Source organism: Aureisphaera sp., assembly GCF_059726885.1.
In genome coordinates, this window is record NZ_AP041051.1 from 2,202,821 (window position 1) to 2,221,063 (window position 18,243).

Below are 18,243 nucleotides of genomic sequence, written 5' to 3' on the forward strand. Positions count from 1 at the left end.
ATCTTACTTCTTTGGTTGAGTTAGTGTCAAGCTGTAGAGGAGTTTTCCGTCATAAATATAAAGGAATTCTTGCGTTAACTGCAAGTCTTTTATTTGGTTTTCGGCCAACTGAAATTCCAAAGGATCAACAGTCTCCGAACCAATCCAATATAATTTATTTTCTTTGAGTCCAATAAGACTGTCCCCATAGCGAACTAATCTTTCATATCCGGTCAATTCTTTTTCAGAGAGTAAACTTCCGTAAATATTTACCTGCCATAAACGATCCTCGGTCAATAAATAACAGTCATTGAAATTACTGACCATGGATTTTGGTACTCCTTCATAGGGTTGGGAGAATACCGTTTCCCTTAAGGTCCTATAATCGAATAGCTGTAATTGTTGGGTGTCACTGTTAAAAAGCCATAAACGGTTGTTTCCTGCATTGTTAGCAGCGCCTACATTGATAAAGTTTGAAATGGTGTTGAAATTTATCCTTTCCGTTTCATTTAGCCTATTGTCCAAAAACACCACTGTGTTTACCTCTGCGTAGAAAACAACAACATTCAAAGGATTGATAATATCCACATGGGCAATCGGGCCTAATTGATAGTCCTGAAAAACAAACTCGCCTAAGCTTCCCTTTTTATGGAGTACGCCTTCTTTAATGTAGTAGGTGTGCTTGTATGAATCTACACCAATGAATTCGTCCGCTTCAAGGGGTTGAGAAGTCTTTAACTCAAATTGTTGGGCTTGTAACGTAGCACATCCGAAAAGTAGAAGGAGCAACCATTTCATATATGGACAAGATACAAAAACCCAGCCAAGATTAGCAAATAAGCTTGTACCCAAACCCTCGAACATTCACGATTTGAATGTTTTGATCCCTTTTCAGTTTTTTTCGAAGTTTGGTAATAAAAACATCCATACTTCTCGCATTGAAGAAATCATCGTCCCCCCATAGCTTTTTCAATATAATGGAACGGTCCAATACCTGATTTTTATTATTGTATAAATGGTAAAGGAGATGTGCTTCCCTATGGGTCAGTTTTAAAGGTTCCTCTTTCTTAAAAGCAAGTGTCTGCTGGCGAAATCCGAACGTGTAATCACCAATAATCATTTCTGAAGGTGAAGTTTCCTTTCTATGATTCAGTAAGTTCTTTATTCTAACAATGAGCTCTTCCATACTAAATGGCTTCTTCAGGTAGTCGTTGCCCCCAAGTGTAAAACCCTCAACAACATCTTGGGTTTGGGATTTGGCCGTAAGAAAGATAATAGGGATATTCTCGTCCTGCATGCGGATCTCCTTGGCCAAAGTGAAGCCGTCTTTTTTAGGCATCATGACATCTAGCACGAGAAGTTGTGGTTTTTCCTGATAATATACCTCTAATGCTTCTTTTCCATCTTTACATAGGAGCACTTGAAACCCTTTAGTTTCGAGACTCTCCTTCACAATTTGTCCTAATGCTGGTTCATCCTCTGCCAACAATATTTTTGCAATGCTATCCATGAGGCAGGGATATTTTAAAAGCCGTATTCGGTTTTATGTCCAAATTAATAGTTCCGCCATGTTTTTCAATGATGGTTTTGGTATAGTATAAACCAATACCAAACCCTTTTACATCATGAGTATTTCCTTTGGGAATACGATAAAATTTTTCGAATAGCTGTTTTTTGTGCGCCTCACGCAGGGAATTCCCAGTATCGCTTATTGTAATTTCGGTAGTGTTTTTTCCCTTTTCAATGGCAACTGCAATTGTGTCGCCACCATATTTGATAGCGTTATCAATAATATTGTTCATCGCATTTTCGAAATGAAAGGAATCTACCGAATGCACAATAGACTCATCATTGGTTCGAAAGGTAATCTCTTTATGCGTATTCGTGAATAGCTCTTTTTGTGCCGCTTTCCTAAGTAACTCGACTAGGTTTAAAGGTTCTTGGTTCAATTCCAATTTCTCACTATCCAAGGTAGCAGTTTCCAGAAGTTTTTCGACCATAACATTTAGTTTGTCCACTTGTTCACTGGAAATTTTCGCATAGCGCAGGTTTTTTTCACGATCCTCCTCGGAGGAGAAATTCTGAATGGCTTCCATGGCCACGCCAATTGTAGCGATTGGCGTTTTGAACTCATGGGTAATATTCCCGATAAGGTCATTCTTAACCTCTGCCAATTGTTTTTGCTGCTGAATGATTTTGAGCAGGTACAACAAACACCCAATCACAGCTACCATTAAAAGGAAAGAAAGCAATAACCCTATGGTATTTCTTTTGAGCACAGCAAGGGTAACATTAGCAAAATGGGCCTTCAATTCGTCCTCGTGAAAAGAGTATGGTGAATGGGTGCTACTTGTGAGGTTGGATTTTAGCACATTCCTGTTTCGTAAGGTGTCCAACTTACCCAAATGGTTTTTATAGGTAAGGCCATATTCCAGATCAAGGCTTTTTCGGTTGAGTTCCTCCGAGAACAAACTATCTACCGTGGAAAGGGATAATTCATCTTCAGAAAAAGAAATCATGATTTTGCTGGATAACGCTGTAATAGAACTTACATCTAAATTTGCGGTGAAACTATCCTTCATCACCCGATTTAAATTCAGTGAATCCCGTGAAGTGCCAAATTCAATGTCCATATTCAGGCTATCGCCCCTGTTGGCTTTTAAGATAGTGATAGATGACCCCAAACTGTCTGTATAGTGTAAGGTGTCGATTTTTACGTGGGGAGAGTCGGATAACATGAAAGCCTTGCCGCTCTTAAAATGACCATTCAATAGACTGTCGGTTTTCATGAAATCCTTAAAAGTAGGTTCCTTGCCTATAAACTCGAAAGAATCATCGGCCGCCAATTCGGTAAAGTATTGCTCTACTGCATTGTCCAGACTGGCTTGAACGTCATTCATGAGTTGTTGTTTGCTAGCGGAGTAGTTCTTGTAATTCCAATACACCTGAATACAAAAAGTAGCCACAATTACTGTGGTAATGAAATAGAGTATTCCTTTGTATTGCAAAGCTTTCATGTGCCAAATGTACTAATATGATTAGCTCTTCGCCAAAACGGTTAACACTCGTTAACACTGCTTAACGCATAAAAACACTACTCCTTTGCATATTTGTGGGGTGAAATTTTAAAAACCGTAATCATGAAATCAGTAATACGAATAGTTTGTTGTTTAGCATTTTTTGTCTCGACACTTAGCATGGGTCAAGACATTCAAGGAATAGCGACCTATAAGACGCAGCGAAAAGTTGACATTCAATTGGATAGTACCCAGATGGACGATGCTATGCAGCAACAAATGATGGCCATGCTCAAAAAGCAGTTCGAAAAGGAATATACGTTAGAGTTTACCAATGCTGAATCTGTATATAAGGAGGTTCCAAAATTGGACGGTCCCCAAGCAGGTGCAAGTTGGGTTCAGGTAGAAGTTATTGGGTCCGGAGGAGAAGGTGTATTGTATAAAAACTTGGATGAAAACCGATTCGCCAATCAGACCGAATCATTTTCGAAAGTGTTCCTAATTAAGGACGCTATGGAAGAGCGTGAATGGAAATTGGAGAAGGAAACCAAGAACATTGGTCAATATACCTGCTTCAAAGCTACTAGTACCTATGAAAGAAGCATGATGCGCATGGTGAATTCTAATGAGAATGGCGAAAAGGACTCTAAAGAAGAAGAACAAAAGGAGACCATTACCTTGACAGCATGGTACACACCACAGATTCCGGTAAAAAATGGACCGGATAATTACGATGGTTTACCGGGCCTTATCTTGGAGGTTGGAGATGGCGAACTTACTATTTTGTGCAGCAAGGTAGTTTTAAATCCTGAAAAAGGAGTAGCGATAAAAGAGCCCAATCAAGGAAAAAAGGTTTCCCAAGAAGAGTATGATGGAATTATGGAGAAAAAAATGGAAGAAATGCGGGAACGTTATGAAAGTGATAACAGAAAAGGGGGCCATGGCAATGAAATAGAAATAAGAATTGGAGGCTAATTAAACCTTTGGGAATTTCAACAGTCTAAGGATATTGTAATAACTTTGAAAGTATTCAAAAAATCCATAAGACCATGAAATCCTTTTTCTTAGCAGCACTGCTTTTAGTTTCGTCCATTTGTATAGCTCAAAACATTAGTGGAAAGGCTTATTACGAATCTAAGACCACTGTCGATATGAGCGAATGGGGAGGAGGTCGAATGAGCGAGGAGCAGAAACGTCGGGTGGCCGATAGAATGAAGAATATGCTGGAAAAAACCTATATCCTTACGTTTAGCGGGAACGAATCGGTTTACAAGGAAGAAGAGCGATTGGAAACAGGTGATAATGGGGGCGGATTTAGGATGATGATGAGTAGTTTTTCCGCTGGGAAACAATACAAGGACCTTGGGACAAATCAGATTTTAGAAGAACGGGAGTTCTTCGGAAAGCAATTCCTAATAAATGATACCATAACCAATTTGCAATGGCAGGTTGGGAAGGAATCCAAACAGATCGGACAGTACTTAGCCATAAAGGCTACGGCTATGAAACAGGTCGATCCTAACGACTTCAGTATGGCCCGAAGAAGAAGGGGAAGGGATCGGAACGGAGAAAGAAAAGAAGGGGCCGAAGAGGTAAAGGATAGTACAGAAGTAAAAGATCCGATGGATGAGATTGAGGTGCCCAAAGAGGTTCTTGTTACCGCTTGGTTTACACCACAGATTCCGGTACAAATGGGTCCGGGGGAATACGGAGGTTTGCCTGGTCTAATATTAGAAATGAATATAGATAGAACCACCATCTTATGTTCTAAAATAGTGCTGAACCCAAAGGAGGCTGAGGAAATAAAGAAACCTGAAAAGGGAAAAGAAGTTACCAGGGAAGAGTATAATAAGATCGTAAAAGAAAAAACCGAAGAAATGCGCGATAACTGGCGAGGGGGAGGAGGCCGTAGAGGCGGTGGTCGCAGATTCGGAGGTTAAAATCACATTTTATTTAACAACCATGAATGCTCCCAATACAATATGGGAGGAGGATACTATTGGTTATTAACTAAATAAAACTAAGCATGAAAAACCTATTACTTTGTATGTTGCTTTTAATAGTTACCGGGCTCTCCGCTCAAACTATAAAAGTACGAGGGGTCATTAAGGACTCTATTGGCAATCCATTGGAATTGGCCAATGTTATTGCAACCAAAGCAGAATCGGGAGCTATAGAGTCCTATGCCATTACCAATAGCGACGGGATGTATCAATTGGATTTGGGAAAAGGAGATAGCTACATTTTAAAAGCCAGCTTCTTGGGGTATGAAAATGCTGAGACCACTATTACAGTTCCCGAGAATGCCGAAAATATGACACAGGATTTTAGCTTAAGGCAGTCGGCGGCACAATTGGAAGGAGTAGAAATTGTGTATGAAATGCCGGTTACGGTTAAGGGGGATACCATCGTATACAATGCAGACTCTTTTAATCGCGGGGATGAAAAAAAATTGGGAGATGTCATGAAGAACCTTCCGGGAGTAGAGGTAAATGAAGATGGTGAAATAGAAGTTGAGGGAAAAACCGTGCAAAAGGTCATGGTAGAAGGAAAGGATTTCTTCGATGGCGATTCTAAATTGGCCACAAAGAACATTCCGGCCGATGCAGTAGACAAAGTAGAAGTGCTTCGGAATTACAATGAAGTAGATCAGATGCGCGGACTGGGAAATGATCAGGATAATGTAGCCATTAACATTAAGCTTAAGGAAGGTAAAAAAAGGTTTTGGTTTGGAGAGATAACAGCCGGAGGAGGATTGGATGATGAATCCGAAGCCCGATATTTGGTGCATCCCAAATTGTTCTATTACAGTCCAGATTACAGTATTAACCTTATTACCGATTTTAATGACATTGGGGAAGTACCCTTTACTTGGAGGGATTACTTCAATTTTACTGGAGGTTTCCGAAATTTTAACCGTGGTGGAGGGACCAGCTTTAATATAAGTGACAGTGGCTTAGGTTTTGCCCTTACCCAAAACAATCGGGCCAATGCCATAGAGTCCAATTTTGTAGCTGGAAACTTCAGCTGGAGAGCTAGTCCAAAATGGGATGTAAGTGGTTTTACCATTTTAAGCGACAATAAAACCAACATAGTTACCAATGCAATTCGACAATACATTTCTACTGGGTTCATTGAAAATACGAGTAATGATATAGATCAGCGGAATCAATTGGGAATGCTAAAATTGAGTAGTATATACAAGCCCAATACCAACTTCCAGTTCGATTACGATGCCCTTATCAAGGTGTCGAAGCAAACGGAAGAGTCCAACACGCTATCCCAATTTGGTACTGCCGTGAACGATATCGACGAGGCGATGGAAAACAAACCAGCCTCCATAAGTCAGAATATTAATGCCTACTATACTTTGGACGATAACAATATTTTTGCAGGGTATGCACAGCATATGTGGCAGGATGAAGACCCATTTTACAATGTGGTACAGGATTCTATTCCTTTCCAAACTATTTTACCCTTAGATACGCCCCAGGATAGATATAACCTTAATCAGGATAGAAATGTAGAAAGCCATAAGGCGGATGCGAAGATAGATTACTACCGTGTCTTGAATAATACGAGTAATATCAATTTAACTTTGGGTGGCACTTACAGCAACCAGAAGTTTAATTCCAACATTTTTCAACTATTGGATAATGGCAATAGATTGGATCTACCGGAAACGGAAGAAATGGATGGTGAAACGGAGCCATTGACGAATGATGTAAATTTTAATTTTAGCGATTTGTTCTTGGGATTCCATTATAAATTGAAAACCGGAAAATTCACATTTACCCCTGGAGCCACTCTTCACAATTACAATATTAGCAATGAGCAGTTGGGTGCTAAAACCAGTCAGAATGATTGGCGATTACTTCCGGATTTCAATGCCATATTCGATATTAAGAAAAGCGAAAGTCTTCGATTTAATTATGCCATGGCCGCAGAATATACTGATGTAAATAATTTTGCGGAAGCTTATATTTTCAATAACTACAATAGTTTGTTCCGTGGTAATAGGGATTTGGAGAATTCCTTGTCCCACACGTATAATTTAACCTATTTCAGCTTTAATATGTTTAATTATACCAATGTAAATGCCAATATAAGCTATACCAAGCGCATTGAAGGGATTAAGAGCAATGGACGTATAGATAGGATAAATCAGGCATCTACCGTTCAGAATATCGACAGTAATTTCCCGGATGAAACGTTTTCTGCCTTTGGTCGTTTCAGTAAACGAATCAAACGACTTCAGTTTAACGGAAATGTAAATGTAAACTATAGCACGTCATACAACATATTCAATGAAGAGGTTCAGAAAAGTGAAAGTTTCACACAGAGCTATCGTGCTACCGTTAGGAGCTCATTTAGGGAATGGCCCAATTTTGAGGTAGGTTATGGTATTACAGTGAACAATTACAATAATGGTGGTTTGGAGCAGACCTTTTATACACAAAGGCCGTTTGCGAATATAGATGTAAGCTTTTTGAAGCATTTTTATTTGAATGCGGAATGGGATTTCTACAATTATACCGATGCCGCAGATACCATAGAAAATGAGTACTCATTTGTAAATGCCAAACTCTACTTTCAGAAAGGGGAAAGTCCTTGGGAGTTGTCCGTGCAGGCCAGTAACATACTGAATACTGAATTTACGAATAGTGATAGTTTTAATGATCAATTCAATACCACCAACCAATACTTTGTATTGCCTCGAATTGTAATGCTGGTAGTGAAATACAATTTATAAAATTTCAACCTATAATTTTTAAAGGCAAACGACACATTAACAGTTGTTTGCCTTATTTTTTTGGTGGAATTCATTCTTTGAAAACCGTGGTTTTTCCTTTGTTTTTCTAACCTGATGGTGATACTATTGGGGTAGGTTAGCTAGGTTGTTTAATAATTGTCGAATCTAAAAATCAAAAATCATGGCAGAGACAACCACTATTGAGAGTATCATCAGTATTATTGATGATTTATTGAAACTTCTGGATAAGAAAAAATCCAAAGACAAGCGAAATCAGGAGAAGGACAAAGTTCATGACAAGATCATGGACATTACCGACATGCTCCTTGAAATGAACAAGAACAATGCGAAGTTGCCACCAGATGAACAGGAAGTGAAACGCATTGAAGAAGCTCAGGAACAATGGGAAAAGTTTAAAGATCATTTTAGAAAGTTCATCGAGTACCATAACGATGATAAGGATGAACAGGCTAAGGATCAGCTTTCGCAAGCTAAAGTGTACCTAAAACAACTTAAGGAAATCTTAGACAAGATTGATTTCGAAAAGAAGTACAAGGTGCGAAAACAGGCAGACGCCAAGGCTAAGAAGGAAAAGGAAGAAAAGGAGGAGAAGAAATCCAATAGGACTTCCAATAAAAAGTAGATCATGGCAGCCGAACTAAAAGAAAGACGGTTGGAGCTTTTCAGGGTAATGCTTACCAACGAAACCTTTCTAAAAAGTGTGAAGGAAAATCCGAAACGAATTTCCTCGGCTTTGGGTTTTTGCGATACCGGTGATGAAATCACCCTTATGGTAGCCAAGCTATTCGAGCTTTTTAAGAACCACGAATCACTGTTAGACGATATCCTTAAGATTGTAAGCGGGGTATTGGCAGAACAAGTGAAGAAGAAATGACACTAGGCCTCTCAAATTTGAGAGGCTTTTTTTGCTATCTTTCTGAAAAACTTAGGAATGCGCAAGATACTATTTGGCGTGGTAATTACGTTGCTTCTGGTCTTTGGGGTTCAGTATTGTGAATATCGTAAAGATGGAAAGGAACGAGTAATTCAGCATAGTTCGCTTATTCAAAAAGAACTTAAAAATGTGGGGAAGCTTGTCGTGACTGAAGGTTCCTTTGCCGAGGTCTTTAGTTATGAAGACTCCAAGGAACTGTATTTCGATTTCTTTTCTACCAAAAAAGCATTGGTGATCGTAAATGCCGATGCTACCATTTCATATGATCTAAGTCGGATTGAAACTGAAATTTCTGAAGAAATGAAGACTGTTACCATTACGCATATTCCAGAACCAGAATTGAAAATTTATCCTAAGATTGAATATTACGATATGGAGGAGGGTTATTTCAATAAGTTTACTTCAGAAGACCTGAATATCATATCTTCCAAGGTGGATGAATCGCTTCGCAAAAAGATAGAAGCTTCCAAATTAACCGATAATGCGCAAAATAGGTTGATATCGGAATTGCAGAAAATCTATATTCTGACCAATTCCATGGGTTGGACCTTACAGTACAATGGTGAAACGCTTGATTCTGAAGAATCTTTCTCCGAGTTAAAACTCTAGTTTCTTGCTCAAGGAAAACCATCCGCCACCATTCATGGCCTCCACTCCGTTAGACCGCAATATGGCTGCAGCACTTCCGCTTCTCACACCACTAGCACAGCATGTAATCACTGGTTTGTTCCATTTTTTTATTTCAGCCAACCGAACGGAAACCTGTTGTAATGGAATGTTTTTGGAACCGGGTATGGCTCCACCTTTGTATTCTCCTTTGGTGCGCACATCGATAATAATGGCCCCGCGATTTTGAAAGTCGGCAATTTTCTTTTTCTTATTTCCAAATAGACCGAATAGTCCCATAGCAATTTCAATTATTCAAATTTCTTGTAAAAATATCTAAATTTCTTAGTCAGTGTATTGTTCTCACGATGGATTTCTTCAATATTGGCGCCTTCACCATCGTAAGCATATTGTTTGGTTAGTTTTTCTAGGACGAAGTTTCTTTCAATTAAATTATTGTTTTCGTCATATTTTAGTTGGAGATAGGTTTGGTAACCTGAACCTTTATCTTGGGCAACTGAGGTGCAATTATCCTTCTCGTCGTAAGTGTATAACGAAGTGTTATGAATTTTGCCTAAAGGGTTAAATCGTTTTCTAGATTCGAATTTGCCACTCTTGGTGTACTTATACTTTGCAGCTAGGTAATAATCTTTACCATTACGATGTTTATTGTGAATAACCGTATTTTCATTCTTACTGTTATACTTTCTTTTTTGATGAATAAGAAGTGTCCCTTCACCATCATATTGAAAGTGATCGATCATGTTTCCCTGATCATCATGATTGTAGAGGTCTATACGAAAGACTTTGCCATCTTTGAATCTGGTTCGTTTGGCCCGTAATCCTTTCGAATTGAATGTATACTCAGAAGAATCTTTGAGCTGCCCCATTTCATTGTATACATAATCCTTAATGGGCTCTCCATTTTTATGATATTTCACATGATGCACTAGGGTGCTATCGCCAGAATTTAAATCATATGCATATTTGAAATGCTCCGAAACACCAATTTTTATTCTTTTATTCTTTTGGATAGTATAATTATTCTGAGCAATTACCAGGGTGAAAAATGGCAGGCATAGAAAAATCAGTAGTAAAGCGTTTCGTTTCAATTGAATTTATATGTTATAAGTTCTGAGGCTCTTTTTGAAGTAAATCTAGCCCACCTGAAATTAAGTGAGCCACTTCTGGGCGCTTTTGTTTCAAGGTATTTAAATACTCCAATACTAGAGTGCTCGCAGTAAGTTCAAAAATTTCTAGTGGTAATAACCAATCTAAAGGATGATCCGTTTTTAGCGCATTAAAAATTGTTACCAGTTCGTCTTGGCTTTGGGTATTCGCTTCGCGTAATTCCCGAACCCTTCCATAGAGCTCGTTCAATTGCTTCTCTTCTTCAGACAAGGAAGTGCGAACCGTTTCGGTTTCACTAATCTGATGGGTGGCCAGATCGAAACTCAAATAATCTGCGGCTCCTGCAAATGCAGAAAGTATGTCGGTCCCTACGGCCATATCGAAATCCCCATCCTCCGGAGAAAAGAGAACCTCGCCCTTATAGGTTACGGTGCAGTCGGTAAACTGTATGAGCATGAGTTCCCCGCGGAGGTTTCGCATTCCCGTAACGTTCATTCCTTCTACCGTGATGCCACTTTCAAACTCGAAAGCAATGGGCTTCCCGTCGTAGAAATTATATGCCTGTAAGTCCCTGGGTCCCATATTCTCAATGGCGAGATTAATGCCTTTCAGCTTTCCCAAGGGGGATCGGAATCCATGGTTATGTCGACTAACACCGTGTCCAATAACCTCTTTTTCCCGATACGCCAAAGCTGTAGGCCCTTCGGTTTCAAAATAAACTACTTCATTATCTTCATTTTGAATCATTCGGGTAAATACCCCAGAAACTTGAAGCCCCGTGCTAATTTCTATGGTACCCAATTGTTTGGATCCTATCAGTTTCTTCAGGCCTCTCCAGCCTCCTTTACGAACAGCCATGGTATTGGCAAATTCTTCAAGAACCTCCTGTAAATACGCGAAGTCAGGCGTTACGTAGAGTTGAGGTTGGGGTTTGGTAATATCGAAATCCTGATATGCCGCATCTATGGAATAAGGTATTTTTTTAACCTCTTCCTTCATACACCATTCGCTTTCCCCAATGGAAGAAAGCAACCCTGCCCCATAAATTTTCGGGTTTTCGACAGTTCCTACCATTCCGTATTCAACGGTCCACCAATGTAGGTTTCGGATAAGGGAAATCTCGGAAGGTTCTACCTCTTTATTTTGCAGCATTTCCACCTTCTTTTCTGCCGCATCTATTTGTTCATTCGGGGTGCCTTCTGCTTCTTTTAAGATAGACAATTCCCGAACTGCCTCATACATTTCTGTATCATGAGCACTGGTAATGGCTTTAGCGCCCACCTCTCCAAATCGACGTAAGTATTCGGCATAATCTGGGCTTGCAATGATGGGGGCATGTCCCGCTCCCTCATGAATAATGTCTGGTGCTGGGGTGTATTCTATATTTTCCAGTTGGCGGATATCACTGGCAATGACCAATACTTTATAAGCCTGAAACTCCATAAAGGCATTTGGCGGGATAAATCCATCTACCGCCACAGCAGCCCAACCAATTTCCTTTAGGATTCGGTTCATGCCGTACATGGATGGAATGGAGTCTATGGAAATTCCAGTTTTGTCGAGTCCTTCCACATAACTTTCGTGTGCGACTTTACTCAAGTAATCCACATTCTTACGCATTACATAGCGCCAAACTGCCTGATTTATAGGCGTGTATTCCTCATAATTTTGCGGCTTGATATACTGCTTCAAATGAGGGGGTAACCGATCTATAAGCTCATTGCTTTCTATCTGCTGTTCCATAGACAATCAAAAGTAGGAAGTATTCATTAATTAGTAAGGTAATTATGAATAATTAATATTGATAGAACAATTAGATAATTTGTATTCCTACAATAAATTATGGAAAAACCGTATAATAGCGTTATTTAATCGATATAATTATTCCGTTCGGCTAATACTTAGCTAAAAAGTATAAAATAGAGTAAGATATTAACTAAATTTGAATAATAGTTCGCTGGAATTTACGGACTATCTGCAGAGCAGTTCTTTTACAACCTTAACAAAATTAATTCACTAAGACTCATGTGAATTAATGGTATGCGTTTCAATAAGCGCGAGCCTAAATCCTCAAGGAGGACATGGCTCAATTTTGGTTGGATATATCCCGCGGCTCGAATGATGTGGGATATTATCAAATATTGGCTTGAAAAAGTGTAATATTACTTTGAAGTTCGGTAATTCCAGTTACCGGACTTCTTTTTTGTAAACGTATTACAACACTACAAATATAAGTCTTGATTGTTAATATTGTGTTAAAACAAAAATCTTTTTATCGATATTTTTTTCAAATAATCTTCTTTTAGTGCATTTCATCGATTTTTCTGCTTAAAGAATTCGAATTTTTAAAACGCATAATCATTTTTAGAAATTATATCATTTAAATCCTTGCGGTTTCCAATGTCTTGTTGCAATTTTATTCCTCAAACAAATGTTTTCATATTTGTTAACTTGTACATGATGAAAGGGACCACACGCAAAGAAGAAATCATTACGGTAGCCTCAAGGCTCTTTGAAGAGAAGGGCTTTACAGCCGTCTCTGTTAGGGATATTGCCCAAGAAATGGGAATAAAGGCTGCAAGTCTATACAATCATATTAGCAGTAAACAGGAGATCCTTTCTTCCTTGATCTTGAAGTTGGCCCAGGATTTCACCAAGGGTATGGAGCAGGTGCAACAGGTTGGCGCTTCACCCTTGGAGAAGGTAAAGGCCCTTATCGAATTGCATATCGATATCACGGTGAATCATTCTGAAGCCTTGGCTGCCCTTAACAATGATTGGATGCATTTGCAAGGACAGGATTTGATCGATTTTGTGCAAATGCGGGAAGATTATGAAGAGAATTTCAGGAATATCATAAAAAATGGAATCGAGATGGGACAGATCCAACCACGTCATCCAGAAGTTATTCTTTTTTCCATTCTTTCCACACTTAGAACGCTGTACCTGTGGTACCAAAAACGCGGAAAACTGGATGTTAATGTCCTGAAAAAGGATATGGTATGCGTTTTGATCGAAGGTATCGTATGATCCTGGTTTTCTGTGTTCTTATTTCCATCTTACAATTGTTTTTCTACTTTCTAAGTCATCGGCTTAGCTGGGAGGGAGGTAAGTTTATCACAGTCCTTTTAATTGTAGTGGGTTACATTTATGTGTTTCCAGAATGGTTCTACCCAGAATATGATGAAGGCGACATACGATGTGGATTGCCTACTATGGCTGCTACTTTAGGGTTGTGGTTTTTCGGAAGTATAGCGCTGTTGGTTACCCATATATACTACCGTAAAGCATGGAAGGATAAATGGAAGAAATAGACCATTTGCAAATCTAACTAACAATCGTTAGTTTTGTGTTCCTGAAATCAGAACTAGTGGCTACATTCCATACAATATCGGTTAAAGACATTTATAAAGAAACTGCTGATTGCAGTGTGATTACCTTCGATATCCCAGAATCCCTTACTACGGAGTTTGCATTTCGTCAAGGACAGCACCTTACCCTAAAGGCTGAAATTGATGGCGAAGATACCCGGCGCTCCTATAGTTTATGTTCCAGTCCTTTGGAAGGTGCCTGGAAAGTAGCGGTAAAACAAATTCCGGGAGGGAAGTTTTCCACCTATGTAAATGAAGAATTAAAGGCGGGAGACACATTAGAAATAATGCCACCCAGTGGAACTTTTGGTGTGGATTGTGTTTCCGGCACAGCGAAGAATTACTTATTCTTTGCTGCAGGTAGTGGAATTACACCTGTAGTATCCATGATTAAGACGCATTTGGCCCAAGAACCACAATCTACGTGCAAGCTCTTTTATGTAAATAGAACATCAAAATCCATTATCTTTAAGGAAGAATTGGAACAGCTTCGTAATCAGTATTTTGGAAGGTTGGAGATTTATTATTTTCTCACCAAGGAGCGCCGTGATATTGAATTGTTCAATGGTCGTTTCGACGATGCGAAAATGGAGGTGCTAACCCGTATTTTTATAGATATACCCGATACAAGCGAGGTGTTTTTGTGTGGCCCAGAGGAAATGGTGAATTATGTGGGTGATTATTTGGTGAAGGCTGGTTTGCCGAAGGAATTAGTTCACTTCGAGTTGTTTGTAACAGGATTATCCGAAGAAGACAAAAAACGAGCTGAGCGACTCGCACAACAAAATGTGGAAGGTGTTGAGGTTACCATCGTCGATGGTGGAAAAGAGTTTCATTTCACCATGACCGATGAATACGACAACATTCTGGATGCGGCCCTAGGAGCCGGTGCAGACCTTCCTTTTGCCTGCAAGGGTGGCGTATGTAGTACGTGTAAGTGTAAAATATTGGATGGTGATGTTGAAATGAAAATCAATTATGCTTTAGAGGAAGACGAAGTTGCTCAGGATTTTGTATTGAGTTGCCAAGCGGTTCCCACATCAGAAAAAGTAAAAGTAGATTTCGATGTTTAATTACCTATGGCTATAGCTTAGGTTAAAACATAAAAATATGAGTGAAAAAGAAGTAAAGAATTTAGAAGCAATTTTCGAAGAACGCATAGCGCGTGACGAAAAGATTGAGCCAAAAGATTGGATGCCCGAGAAGTATCGTAAAACGCACATACGACAGATTTCTCAACATGCGCATTCAGAAATTGTGGGAATGCTCCCAGAAGGTAATTGGATTACTCGAGCACCTTCTTTGAGAAGAAAAGCGGCCTTACTGGCGAAAGTTCAGGATGAAGCGGGACATGGATTGTATCTATATTCTGCCTGTGAAACATTGGGTATATCCAGGGAGGAGCTATACGAACAGTTGCATTCTGGCAAGGCAAAGTATTCTTCCATTTTCAATTACCCAACAGTTACTTGGGCCGATATGGGGGCCATAGGATGGTTGGTAGACGGCGCAGCCATTATTAATCAGGTGCCTTTGTGCAATACCTCCTACGGGCCGTATGCACGCGCCATGGTAAGGGTGTGTAAGGAAGAAAGTTTTCATCAGCGACAAGGGTACGAAATTATGTTGACCCTTTGTAGGGGAACGGAAGTACAAAAGAATATGGCACAGGATGCATTAAACCGTTGGTGGTGGCCTTCCTTAATGATGTTTGGTCCTGTCGATGCAGAATCTACCCATACTGAGCAATCCATGAAGTGGAAGCTAAAACGCAAAACGAATGACGAATTACGCCAGCAATTTATAGATCAAACGGTGCCCCAAGCCGAAATTCTGGGGTTAACCATTCCAGATCCAGATCTAAAATGGAATGAGGAAACAGGCCGCTATGATTTTGGTAAAATTAATTGGGATGAGTTCTGGCAGGTGGTTAAAGGGCATGGGCCCTGTAATAAAGAGCGCATGGAAGCACGTGTTGGAGCCTGGGAAAAAGGAACTTGGGTTAGGGATGCTGCCATGGCCTATGCGGAAAAGCAAGAAAGTAAAAAAGTATCAAAAGCAAGTTAAAACAACGATATGAAGAAGAGTTGGCCCTTATGGGAAATATTTGTTCGCAGTAAGAACGGATTGGAGCACAGGCATTTTGGAAGTTTACATGCTGCAGATGCCGAGATGGCATTAGAAAATGCACGGGATGTATATACGCGGCGTAATGAAGGAGTAAGCATATGGGTAGTAGAAAGCAAGCATATAACAGCTTCCAATCCTGAAAATAATGGCGAGATGTTCGAGCCTGCTCAAGATAAGGTGTATAGACATCCTACGTTCTATACCCTTCCAGATGAGCTAAAACATATGTAGTATGAAGAGCCAAATGTTATATAATTACATATTGGGAATTGCAGACAACAGTCTGGTACTAGGACAGCGTTTGGGCGAAATGTGTGGTCACGGGCCTAGCTTGGAAACGGACATCGCTTGCACAAACCTTTCCTTGGATCTAATAGGGCAAGCTAGAAGTTATTACCAATATGCTGCTAAAACTTCAGGAGAGGACAAGACCGAAGATGATGTCGCATTCTTGCGATATGAGCACGAATACAAAAATGCACTTTTGGTAGAGCAACCCAATACACATTTTGGATTTGTCATTGCAAGACAATATCTATTCGATGTTTTCCATCTTCTGTTTTTGAATGAACTACAACACAGTTCGGACGAAACATTTGCTGCCATAGCCAAAAAATGCATAAAGGAAGTAAGCTACCACAAGCGCTTTTCTGGTGATTGGGTGAAACGACTAGGTGATGGTACTCAGGAGAGTCACGAGAAGATGCAAGAAGCAATCAATGGTCTTTGGAGGTATACAGATGAATTGTTTGAAATGGTTGAAACGGATCAGGAAATGATATCCAAGGGAATTGGAGTCGATATTTCCAAGCTTAAGGAGACGTACTATGAGGAAGTATCCGAATTACTAGCTGAAGCAACTTTGGAAATTCCAGAGCGCACTAACTTTACCTATGGAGGAAAAAAGGGGGTGCACACAGAACATATGGGATATCTTTTGGCAGAGCTACAATACATGCAGCGGGCCTATCCCAATATGCAATGGTAACCCGTTTAATCCAATAGCCAATGACAATTGCACTGCATCCAAATATCGATTCCCACTTAATGGAAGTATTGGAAACAGTTTCCGACCCGGAAATTCCTGTGCTCACTGTATTGGATTTGGGGGTAATTCGTGAGGCAATAGAAAAAGATGGGCACATATACATAAAGCTTACCCCAACATACTCTGGTTGCCCTGCGATGGATGTCATAGGCGATGATCTAAGAAGTGCGTTTGCCGAGAAAGGAAAGGAAACCACTGTAGAACTTGTATTGTCACCTGCTTGGAGCACCGATTGGATTAGCGAGGCAGGCAAAACGAAAATGGAGGCATACGGGATTGCTGCACCGTTAGAAGAAACGGCCGATAAGGCAGCATTGTTGGGAAATGAAAAGATCGTAAAATGTACGAATTGCGGTAGCACAAATACACATCTTGTAAGTCAATTTGGTTCAACGGCGTGCAAGGCATTATTTAAATGCGATCACTGTCAAGAACCTTTCGATTACTTTAAATGTTTGAAATAAATGAGTAGTATACAAACCCATATTCAAAATGGCGTGGCGACTTTAACCTTAAATCGCCCAGATGTTTTCAACAGTTTCAATAGGGAAATGGCATTGGCTTTTCAAGCTGCCTTAGATTCGGCCGAAAAGGATGATGCCGTGCGGGCTATTGTGGTTATTGGAAGTGGGAAAGCATTTTGTGCAGGACAGGATTTAAAAGAGGTAACCACACCGGATTTGAACCCAGGTTTCAAAAAAATACTGGAAGAGCATTACAATCCTATAATTTCCCGTATCCGAAGCATCCGAAAACCAGTGATAGCCGCCGTGAATGGAGTGGCAGCGGGAGCAGGAGCGAATATTGCATTGGCTTGCGATATTGTCGTGGCTTCAGAAAAAGCGAGTTTTATTCAGGCGTTCAGTAAAATAGGCCTTATTCCAGATAGTGCGGGTACATTTTTCCTTCCCAGATTAATTGGATTCCAAAAAGCATCTGCACTTATGATGTTGGGAGATAAAGTAGGGGCTTCCGAAGCAGAACGATTAGGAATGGTATATAAGGTGTTTTCCCAAGAAGAATTTATAAATGAGGTGGAAAAGCTTGCCCAAAGTTTAGCACAGATGCCTACCAAAGCCTTAGGAATGACAAAGGAATTGATGAATGCCTCCATGACCAATGATTTACAATCCCAATTGGAAATGGAATCAAAATATCAGATAGAGGCGGCACAAAGCGATGATTATCGTGAAGGTGTGGCTGCCTTTGTTGAAAAGCGCAAACCGAATTTTCAGGGAAAATAATAGTAACTA

At 39.9% G+C, this 18,243-nt stretch carries 20 protein-coding genes; 14 read left to right on the forward strand and 6 right to left on the reverse strand.

The window, feature by feature from the left end; all coding sequences use genetic code 11:
- Window positions 1-3: 3 nt before the first annotated feature.
- The 3 genes from AC6JAD_RS09520 to AC6JAD_RS09530 are packed head-to-tail and all read right to left on the reverse strand — an operon-like array spanning window position 4 to window position 2,996.
- Window positions 4-777 carry a hypothetical protein gene (locus AC6JAD_RS09520; protein WP_461305235.1) on the reverse strand — a complete coding sequence of 258 codons (774 nt, stop codon included), beginning with the start codon at window positions 775-777 and terminating at the stop codon, window positions 4-6.
- Window positions 778-808: 31 nt separating this feature from the next.
- Window positions 809-1,489, reverse strand: coding sequence for a response regulator transcription factor (locus tag AC6JAD_RS09525; protein ID WP_461305234.1), 681 nt, complete (start codon window positions 1,487-1,489; stop codon window positions 809-811).
- Window positions 1,482-2,996 carry a sensor histidine kinase gene (locus AC6JAD_RS09530; RefSeq protein ID WP_461305233.1) on the reverse strand — a complete coding sequence of 505 codons (1,515 nt, stop codon included), beginning with the start codon at window positions 2,994-2,996 and terminating at the stop codon, window positions 1,482-1,484. Before AC6JAD_RS09530 ends, AC6JAD_RS09525 begins: the two co-directional genes overlap by 8 nt.
- A gap of 123 nt (window positions 2,997-3,119) precedes the next feature.
- Between AC6JAD_RS09530 and AC6JAD_RS09535 the strand changes: the two genes are divergently transcribed.
- From AC6JAD_RS09535 to AC6JAD_RS09560, 6 genes are all read left to right on the forward strand, one after another.
- The gene (locus tag AC6JAD_RS09535; RefSeq protein ID WP_461305232.1) at window positions 3,120-3,971 is read left to right on the forward strand and encodes a GLPGLI family protein; all 852 of its coding nucleotides are present in this window, start codon (window positions 3,120-3,122) and stop codon (window positions 3,969-3,971) included.
- Between the two features lie 74 nt (window positions 3,972-4,045).
- Window positions 4,046-4,936 carry a GLPGLI family protein gene (locus tag AC6JAD_RS09540; RefSeq protein WP_461305231.1) on the forward strand — a complete coding sequence of 297 codons (891 nt, stop codon included), beginning with the start codon at window positions 4,046-4,048 and terminating at the stop codon, window positions 4,934-4,936.
- A gap of 86 nt (window positions 4,937-5,022) precedes the next feature.
- Entirely contained in the window at window positions 5,023-7,749 is a 2,727-nt protein-coding gene (locus AC6JAD_RS09545; RefSeq protein ID WP_461305230.1) for a carboxypeptidase regulatory-like domain-containing protein, read from the forward strand.
- A 181-nt stretch (window positions 7,750-7,930) separates the two neighbouring features.
- The gene (locus AC6JAD_RS09550; RefSeq protein ID WP_461305229.1) at window positions 7,931-8,392 is read left to right on the forward strand and encodes a hypothetical protein; all 462 of its coding nucleotides are present in this window, start codon (window positions 7,931-7,933) and stop codon (window positions 8,390-8,392) included.
- A gap of 3 nt (window positions 8,393-8,395) precedes the next feature.
- Window positions 8,396-8,644, forward strand: a complete 249-nt coding sequence (locus AC6JAD_RS09555) for a hypothetical protein (RefSeq protein ID WP_461305228.1) — start codon at window positions 8,396-8,398, stop codon at window positions 8,642-8,644.
- A 57-nt stretch (window positions 8,645-8,701) separates the two neighbouring features.
- Window positions 8,702-9,313 carry a DUF4230 domain-containing protein gene (locus AC6JAD_RS09560; RefSeq protein WP_461305227.1) on the forward strand — a complete coding sequence of 204 codons (612 nt, stop codon included), beginning with the start codon at window positions 8,702-8,704 and terminating at the stop codon, window positions 9,311-9,313.
- Here AC6JAD_RS09560 and AC6JAD_RS09565 read toward each other — a convergent pair.
- Genes AC6JAD_RS09565 through AC6JAD_RS09575 form a run of 3 tightly spaced genes read right to left on the reverse strand, consistent with a single transcriptional unit; the run spans window position 9,302 to window position 12,184 of the window.
- Window positions 9,302-9,610, reverse strand: a complete 309-nt coding sequence (locus AC6JAD_RS09565; protein WP_461305226.1) for a rhodanese-like domain-containing protein — start codon at window positions 9,608-9,610, stop codon at window positions 9,302-9,304. The two genes, AC6JAD_RS09560 and AC6JAD_RS09565, sit on opposite strands and share 12 nt — an antisense overlap.
- 11 nt (window positions 9,611-9,621) lie before the next feature.
- Entirely contained in the window at window positions 9,622-10,422 is an 801-nt protein-coding gene (locus tag AC6JAD_RS09570; RefSeq protein ID WP_461305225.1) for a hypothetical protein, read from the reverse strand.
- Window positions 10,423-10,435: 13 nt separating this feature from the next.
- Complete coding sequence (locus AC6JAD_RS09575; RefSeq protein ID WP_461305224.1) at window positions 10,436-12,184, reverse strand: aromatic amino acid hydroxylase; 1,749 nt, start codon at window positions 12,182-12,184, stop codon at window positions 10,436-10,438.
- Window positions 12,185-12,898: 714 nt separating this feature from the next.
- Between AC6JAD_RS09575 and AC6JAD_RS09580 the strand changes: the two genes are divergently transcribed.
- The 8 genes from AC6JAD_RS09580 to AC6JAD_RS09615 are packed head-to-tail and all read left to right on the forward strand — an operon-like array spanning window position 12,899 to window position 18,234.
- The gene (locus AC6JAD_RS09580) at window positions 12,899-13,471 is read left to right on the forward strand and encodes a TetR/AcrR family transcriptional regulator (RefSeq protein WP_461305223.1); all 573 of its coding nucleotides are present in this window, start codon (window positions 12,899-12,901) and stop codon (window positions 13,469-13,471) included.
- Window positions 13,444-13,755: a hypothetical protein gene (locus tag AC6JAD_RS09585; RefSeq protein ID WP_461305222.1), complete on the forward strand. Its 312-nt coding sequence runs from the start codon at window positions 13,444-13,446 to the stop codon at window positions 13,753-13,755. The genes AC6JAD_RS09580 and AC6JAD_RS09585 overlap by 28 nt, the downstream gene beginning before the upstream one ends.
- Window positions 13,756-13,811: 56 nt before the next feature.
- Entirely contained in the window at window positions 13,812-14,885 is a 1,074-nt protein-coding gene (locus tag AC6JAD_RS09590) for a 2Fe-2S iron-sulfur cluster-binding protein (protein ID WP_461305221.1), read from the forward strand.
- A 37-nt stretch (window positions 14,886-14,922) separates the two neighbouring features.
- Window positions 14,923-15,879 carry a 1,2-phenylacetyl-CoA epoxidase subunit PaaA gene (gene paaA / locus AC6JAD_RS09595; RefSeq protein WP_461305220.1) on the forward strand — a complete coding sequence of 319 codons (957 nt, stop codon included), beginning with the start codon at window positions 14,923-14,925 and terminating at the stop codon, window positions 15,877-15,879.
- Window positions 15,880-15,888: 9 nt separating this feature from the next.
- Window positions 15,889-16,173 (forward strand): 1,2-phenylacetyl-CoA epoxidase subunit PaaB, encoded by a 285-nt coding sequence (gene paaB, locus AC6JAD_RS09600; protein ID WP_461305219.1) that lies wholly within the window; start codon window positions 15,889-15,891, stop codon window positions 16,171-16,173.
- A gap of 1 nt (window position 16,174) precedes the next feature.
- Entirely contained in the window at window positions 16,175-16,930 is a 756-nt protein-coding gene (gene paaC / locus AC6JAD_RS09605) for a 1,2-phenylacetyl-CoA epoxidase subunit PaaC (RefSeq protein WP_461305218.1), read from the forward strand.
- A 20-nt stretch (window positions 16,931-16,950) separates the two neighbouring features.
- Window positions 16,951-17,454, forward strand: coding sequence for a 1,2-phenylacetyl-CoA epoxidase subunit PaaD (gene paaD, locus AC6JAD_RS09610; protein WP_461305217.1), 504 nt, complete (start codon window positions 16,951-16,953; stop codon window positions 17,452-17,454).
- Window positions 17,455-18,234 (forward strand): enoyl-CoA hydratase-related protein, encoded by a 780-nt coding sequence (locus AC6JAD_RS09615; RefSeq protein WP_461305216.1) that lies wholly within the window; start codon window positions 17,455-17,457, stop codon window positions 18,232-18,234.
- The last annotated feature ends 9 nt before the right edge of the window (window positions 18,235-18,243 follow it).

Bases quoted from the DNA above. Each gene is read 5' to 3' on its own strand.
- AC6JAD_RS09585 (WP_461305222.1), top strand. From the start codon at position 13,444: ATGCGTTTTGATCGAAGGTATCGTATGATCCTGGTTTTCTGTGTTCTT.
- AC6JAD_RS09540 (WP_461305231.1), top strand. From the start codon at position 4,046: ATGAAATCCTTTTTCTTAGCAGCACTGCTTTTAGTTTCGTCCATTTGT.
- paaD (WP_461305217.1), top strand. From the start codon at position 16,951: ATGACAATTGCACTGCATCCAAATATCGATTCCCACTTAATGGAAGTA.
- AC6JAD_RS09560 (WP_461305227.1), top strand. From the start codon at position 8,702: ATGCGCAAGATACTATTTGGCGTGGTAATTACGTTGCTTCTGGTCTTT.
- AC6JAD_RS09580 (WP_461305223.1), top strand. From the start codon at position 12,899: ATGATGAAAGGGACCACACGCAAAGAAGAAATCATTACGGTAGCCTCA.
- AC6JAD_RS09550 (WP_461305229.1), top strand. From the start codon at position 7,931: ATGGCAGAGACAACCACTATTGAGAGTATCATCAGTATTATTGATGAT.
- AC6JAD_RS09545 (WP_461305230.1), top strand. From the start codon at position 5,023: ATGAAAAACCTATTACTTTGTATGTTGCTTTTAATAGTTACCGGGCTC.
- paaB (WP_461305219.1), top strand. From the start codon at position 15,889: ATGAAGAAGAGTTGGCCCTTATGGGAAATATTTGTTCGCAGTAAGAAC.
- AC6JAD_RS09615 (WP_461305216.1), top strand. From the start codon at position 17,455: ATGAGTAGTATACAAACCCATATTCAAAATGGCGTGGCGACTTTAACC.
- paaC (WP_461305218.1), top strand. From the start codon at position 16,175: ATGAAGAGCCAAATGTTATATAATTACATATTGGGAATTGCAGACAAC.
- AC6JAD_RS09520 (WP_461305235.1), bottom strand. From the start codon at position 777: ATGAAATGGTTGCTCCTTCTACTTTTCGGATGTGCTACGTTACAAGCC.
- AC6JAD_RS09575 (WP_461305224.1), bottom strand. From the start codon at position 12,184: ATGGAACAGCAGATAGAAAGCAATGAGCTTATAGATCGGTTACCCCCT.
- AC6JAD_RS09535 (WP_461305232.1), top strand. From the start codon at position 3,120: ATGAAATCAGTAATACGAATAGTTTGTTGTTTAGCATTTTTTGTCTCG.
- AC6JAD_RS09525 (WP_461305234.1), bottom strand. From the start codon at position 1,489: ATGGATAGCATTGCAAAAATATTGTTGGCAGAGGATGAACCAGCATTA.
- paaA (WP_461305220.1), top strand. From the start codon at position 14,923: ATGAGTGAAAAAGAAGTAAAGAATTTAGAAGCAATTTTCGAAGAACGC.
- AC6JAD_RS09565 (WP_461305226.1), bottom strand. From the start codon at position 9,610: ATGGGACTATTCGGTCTATTTGGAAATAAGAAAAAGAAAATTGCCGAC.
- AC6JAD_RS09530 (WP_461305233.1), bottom strand. From the start codon at position 2,996: ATGAAAGCTTTGCAATACAAAGGAATACTCTATTTCATTACCACAGTA.
- AC6JAD_RS09555 (WP_461305228.1), top strand. From the start codon at position 8,396: ATGGCAGCCGAACTAAAAGAAAGACGGTTGGAGCTTTTCAGGGTAATG.